We start from the raw sequence: 13379 nt of genomic DNA on the forward strand, positions 1-13379 counted from the left end.
GCAGTCATGACCGATACGCGCTCATCGAACCATAATGTGAAAGAAACCGGGAAAGAGGCAAGGCAGGGCCCACTGGGCAAGCCGATATTGTATGTTTTAATAGGCGGGCTGCTTCTTGCATTGATTGCTTGGGGCGGTGCCGAATTGTTCGGAGAAGGTACTGACAACAGTGCAACTATAACCGAGCAAGAAAATCCTGCAGCCGGTCAGAATAAACCTTCCGATCAGGCAACACCTCCGTCTGGCGATCAACCCACCACCAATCCGCCAGTCGAAAATGCCAGGCCGCAGACCGGCACTGGTGGAGGAACGCAAGCAAACCCTCCAAGCGCCACGCCGCAGTGATGCTGAACAGATATGGATCTCGAAAGGAACATTACGTTGACAGAAAAATTGGGTAAGGATGACCCGAAAAAAGACGCCAAAGGTCAGTTTGCAAAAACTCGGCATGGCGCGAACAATGATGGGGTCTCCAGCGCCAACCCGCGAATTATGTCCGGCAAGGAAGATGGTGATGCCACATTCAAATCAAGCGCAAAAGAAAACGAACGTGATCGGCAAGCGCCAGCTAAGTAGTCTCAAGCAGATGCTGTCAGATCCGTTCAGCCGGAACTGCGTCAGGCTGGCGATGCAATCGCTAGAACGATTGCGATTATTAGCAATAAAGGTCCCATCCATTTGAAATGAGGAACGATGTTTGCAAGCCAAGCATTCTTGGCGCTTTGATCGGGAGCTGGAAATGAAAGATAGCGGAAGCCCACACCCGTCATCCATAATCCGGCACAAAACATAATCACTTCGTCAATATAAGCGGCGATCATCAACTTGCCCCCTTTGTTACAGCGCAATCTAACCGTGTAGCCAAGTGGAAAACAAGAGGGTGCACGCCGGGTTTGAAGGCAAGACTATTGGTTCAATTATCGTTATTGCCCGGATTGATCTAACGCATGCGGTGATGGTTGTTGCCCGGTCGTGCGATTTTCAAGCGGATTGATAATAATGAATGCAGCCGTCGCGATTACGACAACAGCGGCGCAGATCCAAGCTATTCTTGTTGTCACGTCCCGTCTCCTTTTCCTAACCTTACGTCGATTGCAGCAGCGCGCTCCGGTCGGCGAGCCATGACCTGAATTTTGTTGAAGGAGCAAACCTCTGAGTTGGAAACGGTTCCTGCGATGAATCAGTTCCCTTGGCTGCAACCCTTGCTCGATAAAAAGGTTGTAGTAGCTGGGAGGACTGATCATGGAACAGCCAGATCTGGTTTCGAAATACAGAGCTTCTTTGAAAGAAGGGGATGATGTGAAAATTCTCAGGCACGAGTTGGCCTCGGGTTGCCCAGACGATAGCAAGTGGAGGCAGGCGAAAGTCATTTCAAGTTCGGAAACAGCCCTAACAGTGGTTTATGATGATGGCAGTCAGGAGGTTGTCGAATGGAATTCAGGCCGTGTGCATTCCGCTGCCTGATGCTGATTTGAGCGTGATCTGCGTTCGCAAATTTAACCACGTCCTTCAACGTTACACTGCATTGTTGACATGGCTTCGGGATTGAGATTCGGACCTATCGGAGAAAACACTGTGCATCTGTGTGTGGATATGCAGTGCCTTTTTACAGGCTCGAGCCCTTGGGCGATGCCGTGGTTTGAGCGCGTTTTACCCAATGTGTGCCTGCTGGCTGAGAAGCGGCCTACTCATACAGTGTTTACGAGGTTCATACCTCCTTTATCGCCGGAAAATTCGGGCGGAGCTTGGGCTCGGTATTATAATAAATGGCGTTGCATGACGCTTGACCAGCTTCCTCCTGAAGATGTGAATCTGGTCGCTGAACTCGAATTATTTGTTCCGCCAGCGCGCGTCGTTGATAAGAGCGTTTACTCTCCTTGGCACTTTACCCAACTCCACCAGACGCTGCGGATGGCGAATGTCGATACGCTATTGATTTCGGGAGGAGAGACGGATGTCTGCGTCTTGGCAACTGTTCTTGGCGGCGTTGATCTGGGCTATAGGGTAATTCTGGTCAGTGACGCAGTTTGCAGCTCGTCGGATCAAGCTCACGATGCGATGCAGGGTTTTTATGCTGGACGGTTATCTCTTCAAGTCGAGACAGCAGAAACGCAGGTCATTTTAAGCAATTGGTGATGCTAATCCAAGCGTTCAATCTGTCCATCATTCATTTTGAAGACGCCGTCCTGACCGCCCTGCCGGTTGAAGTCCCGTTCCAACTCTTCCCACCGCCCAAGCAAAACCCCGCATGTGCTGCAATAGATTGGCGTGTCGTTTTGCACATCTTTCGGAATTTTCAGATAGATGGTGCCGCAGTCTTTACAGTCCAATTTATGATCCAGGCGTTCCATGATGTCACCTCCAAGCGGAGATTGCGCTTGGTTAAGAATGAAGTCTATAGGCAATCATGGCCGCTTTCTTGTACCACATCAATGCCATGTAAACCGGCATTTTTTTGAGGGACGACGGTGCCAATTATCTGGAGGCAAATGCTGGGGTTTCAGCTTTTTTCGCCTTTTGCCATGCGTTCTGCTGGCGTGCCGACGGCAGGATGACGATCACGTGTGTAGGTGTCTATCCTTTGAAGATCATCGTCAAACTTCACCCAGGGCAGATGCATGCTCCAATACCCGTGGACGGAGGGCGGAAACCTCTCGGGACGGTCAAACAATCCTATTGTAAGGTAAAGTTCGTCGGCAATTCCGGTGTCTTGATATCCGATGGATGTGCCGCAACGTCCACAAAAACTACGCTCAATGCCAAGCGTTTTGGAAAAGGTTTTGAGTTCACCAGAAAGGAGCTGAAACTGCGATGGCCGATAACCAACCCATACAGTGAGTGGGCTGCCAATCGCCTTCCGGCAATCGTCATCGTGGTCGAAATTAACCCAGAAAGGCTCTCCCTTAAGTTCCGCTTTGATATCTCCGCAAAAACACGAGCATGTTTCGATACGTTCACTCACGGCCCGACCTCTGTTTTTCAATCGATCAGCAACAGACATTACGCCAGAGCAGAGCTCAGCGAACATGGTGAGTTTAATGTCGTTATTCCTGGTGTCTATACAGCCAAGAGCACTGCCATCACTGCAAAAGCTCCGAACAAAATCATGGAGCAGGTTATGCCGTTGGAAAGGTCACCATTTTGCTTTATGTGCCGCATCATATCGACTCCTCCTGAGCGAAACTGGATAATCCAGAATGTCCTCAAACGATCACGTGACTACCTTGGCTAGCGCCAATGTCGTTGGTCGATTTCATGATCCTGTTTCCGTTTGGCTGCGAAATACTGTTTTCGCGCTTCAGATACCGGAGATGCAACTATAATCATTTTATTAATCTTGTTCAATTTTTACGGGCCTAATACATCATCACATTTTGATGTGCGTCATGAAAGATCGTGATGCAGTTTAAGCCGCAGAGGTTTCAACAAGTCTAGGAAAGACCATTCGCATCAGTGCGCCGCGTCCGCCATGGAAGTTTGCGGGCGCGTCGAGCAATTCCAGATGGCCACCATGGTCTTCAATGATCTTATTAACGATTGCCAGACCAAGTCCGGTGCCTTTTTCTCGGGTCGTAACGTATGGCTCAAGCAGTTGATGGCGGTTTTCCGCGGGTAATCCCTTACCATTGTCCAGCACCTCGACCAGGATTGAGGCGCCGGAGCCCTTTGCGCGAACAAGAATGTATCCTTGATCAATGATGCCTTGCTCAAGTACTGCATCGATTGATTCAGATGCGTTCTTGATGATATTCCCGAAAGCTTGGCCGAGCAGGCGATTGTCGAAATTGCCAAGAAGCGGCTCATCGTCGAACTCATGCTCGAATGTGATGCGATTATTGGTGATTTCCACGAGGAATGAAGCGTCTTTAAGCACGTCTACTACATTTGTGGTAACGAATTCCGGTTTTGGCATTCGAGCAAAATCTGAAAACTCGTCAACCATACGGCCAATGTCACCAACCTGACGAATAATCGTGTCGGTGCATTGATCAAAAATTGCGCGATCTTCAACAATAACTCTACCATAGCGGCGGCGGATGCGTTCGGCAGACAATTGAATGGGGGTAAGCGGGTTTTTGATTTCGTGTGCGATACGTCGGGCCACATCTGCCCAGGCAGACGAGCGATGGGCGGCTACGAGATCAGTTATGTCATCAACTGTAACGACATAAGAAGCGTTTTTGGCGTCGGCATCTTCGCGCGTTATTTGAACATTAAGCGAGCGGGCAATGCCATTGCGGGTAATGCTGATCTGTCTGCGGCTTGATGATCGATCGTTGATACCGGCCAGAGCAAAGATTTCGCTGATCTCCGGAAACACCGAGGTAAGCTGCTGACCGAGGGTTTCCGATACATTGATATCAAGCATGTTTTCAGCAGGGCGGTTCAAACCCGCAATTTCGCCATTTGCATTGACGCTGATAACACCGGCGGTGACGCCCGATAGCACCGCCTCCGTAAAACGCCTACGTTCGTCGATCTCATCCTTGGCTGACGTGAGATCATCGTGCTGGGTTTTTAGCTGTCCGACCATGTTGTTGAATGTCTGCGACAACGCTCCAATATCGCCGTCGGAACCTTTTACAGGCACGGAAATATCGAAATTGCCAGTCGCCACCTCTTCTGCTGCGCTAATAAGGGCGCGGATCGGCTGCACGACACGATTTGCAACAGCGATACCTGTCCAGACAGCCGTCAATAGAAGCAACAAGGTTAGCTCGGTGTACAGGAGCGCATAGGCAATTTGTGTATTAGACCTGTTACTGGCAAGTAATTGATATTCCGTATTATTATCGTTCATAATACGCATATTGTTGAGGGCGGACGAGTCTACCGAGCGTATTGTGTAAAGGTAGAGATCAGGCAGAGCCTGCGTTTTGATCACAGCCCCTACAAGATTGGTTGATCCTGGCGGAATCAAAACTGGGCGATCACCGGCTGCACCGCTAATCGCTTTCAGGGGCACCGCCGGCAAGACCAAATCGTTGAACAATCGCGCGCTGACGACGACTTCTCCCGTGGATTTGACGAGCGAGGCACCCAGCAGATTATTGCGATCAGCGTCATATGTTAGCCAATCCGAAAAAGCGCCCCTATCAAGATTGTAGAGCAGCCTGCGCTGATCAAGTTCGATGACCATCGATAAGGTCGTGGACAAAAGGCTTTGGGCATTGTCTTCGGTATAAGACTGCGCAGCTTTGATCGACATGTCGATGATCTGATTATTCTCGGGATTAATCCAAGAATTCAGCCGGTTGTCGAGAACGATAAGCGAGAAGCAAGCAACTATAATTGATGGAATCGAGGCAATCAGAGCAAAGATAATAGTGATGCTGGTATGCAGGTCACGATTCTTCTCTTTGCTCTTGAAAAAAATCAGTTTTCTTAACGTTGCATAAGACAGATAAATGAGCACGAGAATTGATATAGCATTCGCCCCGACGATGACCTGCGTAACAGTCTTCGTCGGAGAAATTCCGGTTATACCCATCATGACGACAAAGGAGATGATCGTGGTCGCCAGAACCAAGAGCGTCATTCCTAACGCGCCCTTGGGTAATACCTGCGGTTTCAATATGCTTTTGTCGCCCGGCATCCGTCAGCCTCTTTGTGCCGCTCAAATTTATCCGAGCGACGACATTTCGATTATCGCTCCCAGCTTCCCTTGTAAAGCAAGCTTCCTGCAGGACATTGCGCTATAGCGGCGAGAAAGGTTATTTCATGACCTCTCTCGCCCGTCTGCCTAATGGAGAATTGCGTTGACAAGAAGAAGGGTTTTAACGTTTCCGGATGCTGGTTTGCGAGCGATTGCCAAGCCCGTGAAAGAGTTCAATCAACATTTGCAGGAATTGGCAGATGATCTCCTGCAGGCAATGCGAGCGGCACCTGGAATTGGTATTGCTGCCCCTCATATTGGTGTGCTGGAACGCGTTATTGCTATAGAGATTCCTGGAGGGGCGGGATCATCAATTTATGTTAATCCCATGGTGGAATGGTCGTCCAGCGAAACGGCGCGGTATGACGAAGGAAGTATTTCCATGCCGGGCGTCACGGAATCCATAGAGCGCCCTGCTGCAATCCGGATACGTTATCAGGACTTGTCGGGCCGCGAGCAAACGGAAGCCGCCGATGGTCTGCTTGCAGTTTGTCTGCAACATGAGATTGATCAACTCGATGGGATTTTCTGGATTTATCGATTATCCAAATTGCGACGGGATCGGATCGTCAAGCGCTTCGGTAAGATCGGAAACATTATAGAATAATTTTCTGGCACCGTGGCGATCTATTGGGTAGCTGATTTGATCTAGAACAATCTATCGGCGCAATCACATAGTATTATTCTTGACTGCACCTTTCTTCTTTAGGCAATGTGAGGTTGCAAAGTGGAAGTAGAGCAATGCCAATCAGCAAGTCGCGACAATCACCCTTCAATATAGCGAATGAAAGTGGTGGTGATCGTTTGCTTCAGATTGAAGCAGTCTATGACAGGGTGCCGGTCGGCCTTTGCTACCTCAATCAAGATGGATTGATTGTCACGATCAATGACCAACTGTCTCGCTTGCTAGGTGTGGAAAGCAAGATAGCTGTTGGCCGTAACATAGAGGACATTGTTCCACTCCACGCTCCGCTTTTGCGCAAAGGCTTGGCAGCGGCCAAGAGTGGAGAAGTCATTGCGGATGGTGAAGTCGAGATCGCTGAAGAAAGCTTCATGGTTTCTGCTGCTGCTGTGATGAATGATCTGGGCCAGTTTGCCGGTATTTCAGTTGCCTATACCAATATTACCGAATTACGCCGGGCCACCCGCAAGTTGCAGGAAACTGAACAGCGGACTGCCTATGCCCTTGAGAATGCCGGCCAATGGATATGGGATCTGAATATACCAGCCAACCAGGTGTGGCGCTCACCACAATATCGCATTCTACTCGGGCTTGACCCGAATGCGGCTGAAAAGCCAAGCGTTGGCTGGGACATTCTGCACCCGGACGACCGGGCACACACACTCCAGGCATTCGATGATGCACTCAGTGGCAAGAACCCGCTTTTTGAAGCAATCTATCGCGTAAAACGGCCTGATGGCGGCGATACTTGGATATTAAGTCGCGGCAAGATTGTTGAATATGACGCCAACGGTGCGCCGTTGCGCCTGCTGGCGACCAGTGTCGACATCAGCATGCAAAAGCGTATCGAAGAACAACTTTCGAGCACGGTCGAATTGAGATTGAAGCTCGAAGAGAAACTCTTGGCTGCTAATCGCAAGCTCAGGAATCTTTCTGAGCGCGATCATCTCACCAATTTGCCGAACAGACGAAAATTTGCTCATCTTTTGCGGCAAGCATTTGGACAGGCTCATGATGTCCACAAGGATCTCGCCGTGATAATGGTCGATATTGATCACTTCAAAACCTACAATGACTTTTACGGGCACCTCGCAGGCGATGACTGTCTTATTCATGTCGCTCGCAGCTTGAACAAGGTTGTAAAACAGACAAGCGGATCGCTGGCTCGTTTCGGGGGTGAAGAATTCGCCGCGCTCTTATCCGGTGTTTCCAAGCACGAGGTGATGAAAACCGCAACTCAGATGCTTAATTCCGTCACTGCAATGAAAATTAAACATGAGGCGAGCCCGAGTGGATTGGTATCGATTAGCCTCGGTATAGCGATACTTGACGAAAACAATAGAGCGGCAATCGCCGGGCCGGACGATCTTTTGAACCTGGCCGACACTGCACTCTACCAGTCCAAACGCAATGGACGCGGGAGAGTTAGTCTTTGGGGAGCATTCAGCTAACTTGCTGATGATTGCCTCGAACGGTTTTTCGCCAAACCAGGGGAGCTTTGAAAGTCTGTGATTTGACGTTCTGGGTATCGGCGGCTTCGCTCAACCACAACAGGCTCGCCTGAACGATTTGATCAATCGGTTGAGCAAAAGTGGTCAGTTCATAGGAAGACCAGCTAGCTTGCTCAATGTCGTCGAAGCCGATCACGCAAAGATCTTCGGGTATCCGGACGCCAAAATCTTGCCTGGCACTATCTATAAATCCGAGCGCCATCAAATCATTGACACAAAAAACGGCATCCGGTCGGTCAAAACTGGTTAGAAGGGAGTGCGCAGCATGCCTGCCACTCTCGTAAACCGTATTACCATGGCGGGTAACTGTCACATTGAGACCAAAACTTGCTGCCGCAGCCAGGAAGCCGTTTTCCCGGGCCATCAGGCTCGGCGTTCCCACTTCTGAGTTGACAAACGCAAGTGCACGGCAACCCGCTCTTAAAAAGGCATTTACAGCTACCTTGGCTGCCTGATGGTCGTTGAGATTGATGTGAAAAGGACCATTAATGTTATCGTCGCGATTGATGAGAACGATCCTCTGTCCGCTGTCGAGGCACAGCTTTGTGATCGCTTTGTCAGGAAGTCCCGAAAGCAATATTGAAGCATCAGCGCGATAGTTCAATGTTTGCCGTAAAGCTGCATCAACACCGCCGTCTGAACGATCGGTATTGATGAGCATTGATATTTTTCCGGCTTTTTGCAGTTCGTGAGAGAAAGCGCGAACGAGCCGTGCACGATATGGCGTGTCCATTTCAGATACGACGAGACAGACAATACCGCTTTCGCTGCGCATGAGGCCCCGCGCGAGCTGATTGACGTGGTATCCCAGAATTTGAGCCGAATTCATGACGCGTTTGCGCGTATCTTCTGAAACGCTCGCGCCAGGCGTAAACGCGCGAGAAACTGCTGATCGCGATACGCCCGCATGACGTGCGACGTCATTAGCGCTGACAAATGACTTGCTCAAAAAGCCCTCCCTTAGCGTGATTTGCACACGCTTGCGTACAACATAACTGCATTCATATGCAAATTTATTGGAAGTATTCAAGTTCCTTACTTGACAACGGGACTTTGCATGTGAAACTTTTGCACACGCTTGCAAAATGCGTGCGGCATGGAGGTGCCGTGTTATCCAGGGAGGAATAATGATGCGTTCAGTGTTCGCAATTGCCGCTGCTTTTGCTTTTGGACTTCAGATGGTGCCGGGCGAAGCCAAGGCAGCTGGAAATCTCAATTTGATCTGCTCGGCCGATGTCGTCATCTGCGAAATGATGAAGGACAGGTTTGAGAAAGAGAAGGGGATCTCCGTGAATATGGTGAGACTCTCGTCTGGAGAGACCTATGCCAAAATCCGCGCAGAGGCGCGTAATCCAAAAACCGATATTTGGTGGGCAGGGACCGGTGATCCTCACCTTCAGGCTGCTTCCGAAGGCCTGACGCAGGAGTATAAATCTCCACTGCTGGACCAGTTGCAGGATTGGGCCAAAAAACAGGCTGAGAGCGCTGATTATAAAACAGTGGGCGTTTACGCCGGTGCGCTTGGCTGGGGATACAACACGGAAATCGTGAAAAAGAAGGGTCTCAAGGAAGCCAAATGTTGGGCTGATTTGGTTGATCCTGCCTTTAAGGGCGAAATTCAGATGGCAAACCCCAATTCCTCGGGTACGGCCTACACGGCCTTGGCATCTCTCGTGCAAATTATGGGAGAAGATAAAGCCTACGAATATTTGAAGCAGCTCAATGCCAATGTCTCACAATACACAAAATCCGGTTCGGCGCCGGTTAAGGCTGCGGCCCGCGGTGAGACTGCGCTCGGTATTGTGTTTATGCACGATGCTGTGGCGCAGATATCGGAAGGTTTTCCCATCAAGGCTGTAGCGCCATGCGAGGGCACCGGCTATGAGATCGGCTCGATGTCGATCATCAAGGGGGCTCGCAACCTTGACGAAGCCAAGCAGTGGTATGATTGGGCCCTGAGTGCTGAAACGCAATCGCACATGAAGGATGCAAAATCCTTCCAGCTGCCTTCGAACAAGAGTGCCGTCGTTCCGCCGGAAGCTCCGAAGTTTGAAGACATCAAGCTCATTGATTACGACTTCAAAACCTATGGTGATCCTGCCAAGCGCAAGGAATTGCTTGAGCGTTGGGATAAGGAAATCGGCGCAAGCGCTAATTGATTGTCTATTAATCTGGAGCATGCCCGGAGGGTTTCCGGGCATCTCTCGCCATATTTTTGAAGATAGCGCGCGGAAGGCCTTATGGAACGCAGTGACCGGAGATTGAACATCGCTCTCGGTATTGGGCTTACGGGTCTGATTCTATTGCCTTGGTACAAAGTTGAAACAGGTTTTTACGGATTTGATTGGCTCGATGGTTTTCCAGCTAGTGCGGCAGGACCGGGGCTCGTCCAGATATTCGCCTATGGCCGATGGACTATCGCGATCATCGCGCTGATCTTTGCGGTTGGCCTTATTGCGCGAACCTTGACCGTGTCGAAACTTCGATCAAATCTTCTTGTTGCTGCTGGAGCCGCCGGTCTTATATTTCTGGTTCTTCAGGGGCTCGCTGTCGGTTTTACCGGGTGGACCTGGCTCATTAGCGAGCATTTGTTCGGTCCACTTTCTGATGGACAGCCATCGATGGGCGCCGGTGCCGGTCTGGTCGCCCTGTCTTTTGTATTGCTGTTCTCGTTCGGCCTTGCTGAAAGAGGCGTATTGAGAGGCGATGCGTTTGTTGTGGCATCCATCGCATTGCTCATTTTCCTGGTGGCAATTTTTGTCTTCTATCCGGTTGGAAGCATGCTTGTCGGAGCATTTCAAAGCTTTGACGGTTCATTTGACCCGTCCGGATTCATCCGCAACATTCAAGACCCATCAATCTGGAGTCTGGACTGCGTTATAGGGGGAAACCGCTGCGGCATCGCATGGCGCACGCTTCTGCTGGCGATACTGGCAGCATTTGGATCTACTTTGCTTGGGCTTTGTTTTGCGCTCGTTGCAACGCGTACGCGATTTCCCTTCAAAAAGGGCCTTCGTCTGCTGACTATTCTGCCGATCATCACGCCGCCCTTCGTCATCGGCCTTGCGTTGATTCTCCTCTTTGGTCGCGCAGGCGTTGTCACCCAACAGCTATCGAGCCTTTTCGGGATTGAGCCGGGCCGCTGGCTTTACGGTCTGACCGGGATATGGATCGCTCAGGTTTTGTCGTTCACGCCAATTTCATTTCTCGTTCTTATCGGTGTGGTCGAAGGCGTAAGCCCGTCGATGGAGGAAGCCTCGCAAACCCTTCGGGCAGATCGCTGGCGTACATTCTGGAAGGTGTCGCTTCCCTTGATGAAACCCGGCCTGGCAAATGCTTTCCTGATCGGCTTCATCGAAAGCATGGCCGATTTCGGCAATCCGCTTGTGCTCGGAGGCAGTCACGGCGTCCTTTCAACGGAGATATTCTTTGCTGTTGTCGGCTCGCAAAACGATCCGTCACGCGCCGCGGTACTCGCGATAATTCTTCTGTTCTTCACTCTGTCAGCCTTTCTGGCACAGCGCTTCTGGCTATCCGGCAAGAGTTTTGCAACGGTGACAGGGAAGGGTGATTCAGGTGCTCATATCGCCCTTCCAAAATCACTATCGATTGGTGTCCATGCGATTGTTATACCGTGGATCATTTTCACGCTCGTTATCTATGGGATGATCTTCTTTGGCGGTTTCGTGCGCACCTGGGGGCTTGATAATACGCTGACCTTTGAGCACTACCAGCGGGCCTTTTCATTCACTTTCGCTGATGGCGGAATCTCCTGGACTGGCGTCGCCTGGAACTCGTTCTGGACGACCATCAAGATCGCCTTGATCGCAGCGCCCTTAACAGCGGCAGTTGGATTGCTGACGGCCTACCTCATCGTCCGGCAGCGTTTCGTTGGCAGAAACATCTTCGAATTTGCGCTTATGATGAGCTTTGCTATCCCGGGTACCGTTATAGGTATCAGCTACATTATGGCGTTTAATCTCCCTCCGCTGGAAATGACCGGAACCGCGCTGATACTGGTTGCGTGTTTTGTCTTCCGTAATATGCCGGTAGGTGTGCGGGGCGGTATTGCTGCCATGAGCCAGCTCGATAAGAGCCTCGATGAAGCCTCGCTGACCTTGCGCGCCGCCAGCTTCCGGACAATTCGCAAGGTGATTTTGCCCTTGCTGCGCCCAGCGATCGTTGCAGCGCTCGTCTATTCGTTTGTTCGGGCCATCACCTCGATTAGCGCGGTCATCTTCCTCGTCAGCGCTGAATACAATATGGCGACCGCCTATATTGTCGGCCTTGTCGAAAATGGTGAGTACGGCGTGGCGATTGCTTACTCTTCCATGCTCATCATTGTCATGATTGTTATCATCACCTGTTTCCAGCTTTTGGTGGGAGAGAGGAAATTGCGCCGCGAGAACCGTGTTGCAACTGCTTTCATACCATCTGCATCTCCAGAGAAGGCCGCGTAATGGCACCGAATGTTACAGGATCAGTTGTTTTCTCCAACGTCAAAAAGCAGTTTGGCACATTTACCGCCATACATGATCTGTCGCTCGACATAGAACCCGGAACCTTGGTCACCCTTCTCGGGCCGTCCGGTTGTGGCAAAACGACCACGCTGCGCATGCTTGCCGGTCTGGAGCATCCAACTGCCGGACGGATACTGATAGGCGGCAAGGATGTTACGATGCTCCCCGCAAACGAGCGGGACGTATCAATGGTGTTCCAGTCCTATGCGCTGTTTCCGCATATGTCAGTTCTGGAAAACGTGGCATACGGCCTTGAATCGTCAAAGATGAAAAAAGCGGAGGCGAGGGAACGGGCAGAAGAGGGGCTGAACCAGGTTGGACTTGCTGGCTATGGCCAAAGATTGCCGGCTGAGCTTTCTGGGGGGCAACAGCAACGCGTTGCGGTTGCCCGCGCTCTGGTTCTGGAACCACAAGTCTTGTTGCTGGATGAGCCACTATCCAATCTTGACGCACGGTTGCGCCGCCGCGTGAGAACAGAAATTCGCGAACTGCAACAACGCCTTGGCTTTACAGCCGTTTACGTAACACACGATCAGGAGGAGGCCTTGGCTGTATCCGATCGAATTATTGTGATGCAGAATGGCGTTGTGGCGCAGCAGGGTTCTCCGCGCGAACTTTACGAAGCACCTGTGTCTTCGTTCATTGCCGATTTCATAGGCGAAGCCAATGTTGTGCCTTGTGAAGTGCTTCGCACCGAAAATGGCCAAGCGATCGTACAAGTTGGAAAGCTTGAACATAGCGTTCCGGCTCGCAGTCATTCTGTACCTGGTCCGGCCAAACTTGCGGTGAGGCCGAATGCCATCACTTTATCGGCTGCGGAGAATGCTGCGTTTCCCGGGAGAATCAAGTTTATGGCCTATCTTGGCGATCACGTGGAATACGAAGTCGAGACGGAATCTGGCACGCTCTTTGTCGTCGATCCGGCGGTAGATCAGCGCTTGGAACCAGGGACCAATATTAGCATCGGATTTCACCACCGTGGCATAGCACTCATCAATAGTTGAACGACC

The 13379-nt window shown here is 50.9% G+C and carries 14 protein-coding genes; 9 read left to right on the top strand and 5 right to left on the bottom strand.

Annotated elements, in window-relative coordinates; genetic code table 11:
- Nucleotides 1-6: 6 nt before the first annotated feature.
- Nucleotides 7-345 (top strand): hypothetical protein, encoded by a 339-nt coding sequence (locus V9K92_RS17000; protein WP_337354492.1) that lies wholly within the window; start codon nucleotides 7-9, stop codon nucleotides 343-345.
- A gap of 36 nt (nucleotides 346-381) precedes the next feature.
- Entirely contained in the window at nucleotides 382-576 is a 195-nt protein-coding gene (locus V9K92_RS17005) for a hypothetical protein (RefSeq protein WP_337354493.1), read from the top strand.
- Between the two features lie 41 nt (nucleotides 577-617).
- Here V9K92_RS17005 and V9K92_RS17010 read toward each other — a convergent pair whose 3' ends face one another.
- Complete coding sequence (locus tag V9K92_RS17010; protein WP_337354494.1) at nucleotides 618-821, bottom strand: hypothetical protein; 204 nt, start codon at nucleotides 819-821, stop codon at nucleotides 618-620.
- A 421-nt stretch (nucleotides 822-1242) separates the two neighbouring features.
- On the opposite strand from V9K92_RS17010, the gene V9K92_RS17015 reads away from it, so the two are divergent.
- On the top strand, nucleotides 1243-1464 hold the full coding sequence (locus V9K92_RS17015) for a hypothetical protein (protein WP_336439750.1): 222 nt from the start codon (nucleotides 1243-1245) through the stop codon (nucleotides 1462-1464).
- Nucleotides 1465-1533: 69 nt separating this feature from the next.
- Nucleotides 1534-2136 (top strand): cysteine hydrolase family protein, encoded by a 603-nt coding sequence (locus tag V9K92_RS17020; RefSeq protein ID WP_337354495.1) that lies wholly within the window; start codon nucleotides 1534-1536, stop codon nucleotides 2134-2136.
- 2 nt (nucleotides 2137-2138) lie between these two features.
- Here the strand turns inward: V9K92_RS17020 and V9K92_RS17025 are convergent, their stop codons facing one another.
- From V9K92_RS17025 to V9K92_RS17035, 3 genes are all read right to left on the bottom strand, one after another.
- Nucleotides 2139-2351, bottom strand: coding sequence for a hypothetical protein (locus V9K92_RS17025; RefSeq protein ID WP_115052490.1), 213 nt, complete (start codon nucleotides 2349-2351; stop codon nucleotides 2139-2141).
- 149 nt (nucleotides 2352-2500) lie between these two features.
- Nucleotides 2501-3028, bottom strand: coding sequence for a GFA family protein (locus V9K92_RS17030; RefSeq protein ID WP_337354496.1), 528 nt, complete (start codon nucleotides 3026-3028; stop codon nucleotides 2501-2503).
- A gap of 378 nt (nucleotides 3029-3406) precedes the next feature.
- Nucleotides 3407-5539, bottom strand: a complete 2133-nt coding sequence (locus V9K92_RS17035) for a sensor histidine kinase (protein ID WP_337354497.1) — start codon at nucleotides 5537-5539, stop codon at nucleotides 3407-3409.
- A gap of 220 nt (nucleotides 5540-5759) precedes the next feature.
- Between V9K92_RS17035 and V9K92_RS17040 the strand changes: the two genes are divergently transcribed.
- Together V9K92_RS17040 and V9K92_RS17045 are read left to right on the top strand one after the other, a co-directional pair.
- Nucleotides 5760-6263, top strand: coding sequence for a peptide deformylase (locus tag V9K92_RS17040; RefSeq protein WP_337354498.1), 504 nt, complete (start codon nucleotides 5760-5762; stop codon nucleotides 6261-6263).
- A 134-nt stretch (nucleotides 6264-6397) separates the two neighbouring features.
- Nucleotides 6398-7789, top strand: coding sequence for a GGDEF domain-containing protein (locus V9K92_RS17045; RefSeq protein ID WP_336439754.1), 1392 nt, complete (start codon nucleotides 6398-6400; stop codon nucleotides 7787-7789).
- Here V9K92_RS17045 and V9K92_RS17050 read toward each other — a convergent pair.
- Nucleotides 7782-8798 (bottom strand): LacI family DNA-binding transcriptional regulator, encoded by a 1017-nt coding sequence (locus tag V9K92_RS17050; protein WP_337354499.1) that lies wholly within the window; start codon nucleotides 8796-8798, stop codon nucleotides 7782-7784. The two genes, V9K92_RS17045 and V9K92_RS17050, sit on opposite strands and share 8 nt — an antisense overlap.
- A gap of 181 nt (nucleotides 8799-8979) precedes the next feature.
- Here V9K92_RS17050 and V9K92_RS17055 point away from each other — a divergent pair, with 181 nt between their 5' ends.
- From V9K92_RS17055 to V9K92_RS17065, 3 genes are all read left to right on the top strand, one after another.
- Nucleotides 8980-10008, top strand: a complete 1029-nt coding sequence (locus V9K92_RS17055; protein ID WP_115053235.1) for an extracellular solute-binding protein — start codon at nucleotides 8980-8982, stop codon at nucleotides 10006-10008.
- A gap of 81 nt (nucleotides 10009-10089) precedes the next feature.
- Nucleotides 10090-12309 carry an ABC transporter permease gene (locus V9K92_RS17060; RefSeq protein ID WP_336439756.1) on the top strand — a complete coding sequence of 740 codons (2220 nt, stop codon included), beginning with the start codon at nucleotides 10090-10092 and terminating at the stop codon, nucleotides 12307-12309.
- Nucleotides 12309-13373 carry an ATP-binding cassette domain-containing protein gene (locus V9K92_RS17065; protein WP_115052496.1) on the top strand — a complete coding sequence of 355 codons (1065 nt, stop codon included), beginning with the start codon at nucleotides 12309-12311 and terminating at the stop codon, nucleotides 13371-13373. The genes V9K92_RS17060 and V9K92_RS17065 overlap by 1 nt, the downstream gene beginning before the upstream one ends.
- Nucleotides 13374-13379 lie beyond the last annotated feature (6 nt).

Origin of the sequence: Phyllobacterium sp. CCNWLW109 (assembly GCF_037203905.1) — a bacterium.
Taxonomy (GTDB): Bacteria; Pseudomonadota; Alphaproteobacteria; order Rhizobiales; family Rhizobiaceae; genus Phyllobacterium; species Phyllobacterium ifriqiyense.

What these genes read in the sequence shown, in the direction of transcription:
- V9K92_RS17010 (WP_337354494.1), bottom strand. Translation starts at nt 821, where the DNA reads ATGATCGCCGCTTATATTGACGAAGTGATTATGTTTTGTGCCGGATTA.
- V9K92_RS17055 (WP_115053235.1), top strand. Translation starts at nt 8,980, where the DNA reads ATGCGTTCAGTGTTCGCAATTGCCGCTGCTTTTGCTTTTGGACTTCAG.
- V9K92_RS17035 (WP_337354497.1), bottom strand. Translation starts at nt 5,539, where the DNA reads ATGACGCTCTTGGTTCTGGCGACCACGATCATCTCCTTTGTCGTCATG.
- V9K92_RS17045 (WP_336439754.1), top strand. Translation starts at nt 6,398, where the DNA reads ATGCCAATCAGCAAGTCGCGACAATCACCCTTCAATATAGCGAATGAA.
- V9K92_RS17030 (WP_337354496.1), bottom strand. Translation starts at nt 3,028, where the DNA reads ATGTTCGCTGAGCTCTGCTCTGGCGTAATGTCTGTTGCTGATCGATTG.
- V9K92_RS17015 (WP_336439750.1), top strand. Translation starts at nt 1,243, where the DNA reads ATGGAACAGCCAGATCTGGTTTCGAAATACAGAGCTTCTTTGAAAGAA.
- V9K92_RS17025 (WP_115052490.1), bottom strand. Translation starts at nt 2,351, where the DNA reads ATGGAACGCCTGGATCATAAATTGGACTGTAAAGACTGCGGCACCATC.
- V9K92_RS17065 (WP_115052496.1), top strand. Translation starts at nt 12,309, where the DNA reads ATGGCACCGAATGTTACAGGATCAGTTGTTTTCTCCAACGTCAAAAAG.
- V9K92_RS17000 (WP_337354492.1), top strand. Translation starts at nt 7, where the DNA reads ATGACCGATACGCGCTCATCGAACCATAATGTGAAAGAAACCGGGAAA.
- V9K92_RS17020 (WP_337354495.1), top strand. Translation starts at nt 1,534, where the DNA reads ATGGCTTCGGGATTGAGATTCGGACCTATCGGAGAAAACACTGTGCAT.
- V9K92_RS17060 (WP_336439756.1), top strand. Translation starts at nt 10,090, where the DNA reads ATGGAACGCAGTGACCGGAGATTGAACATCGCTCTCGGTATTGGGCTT.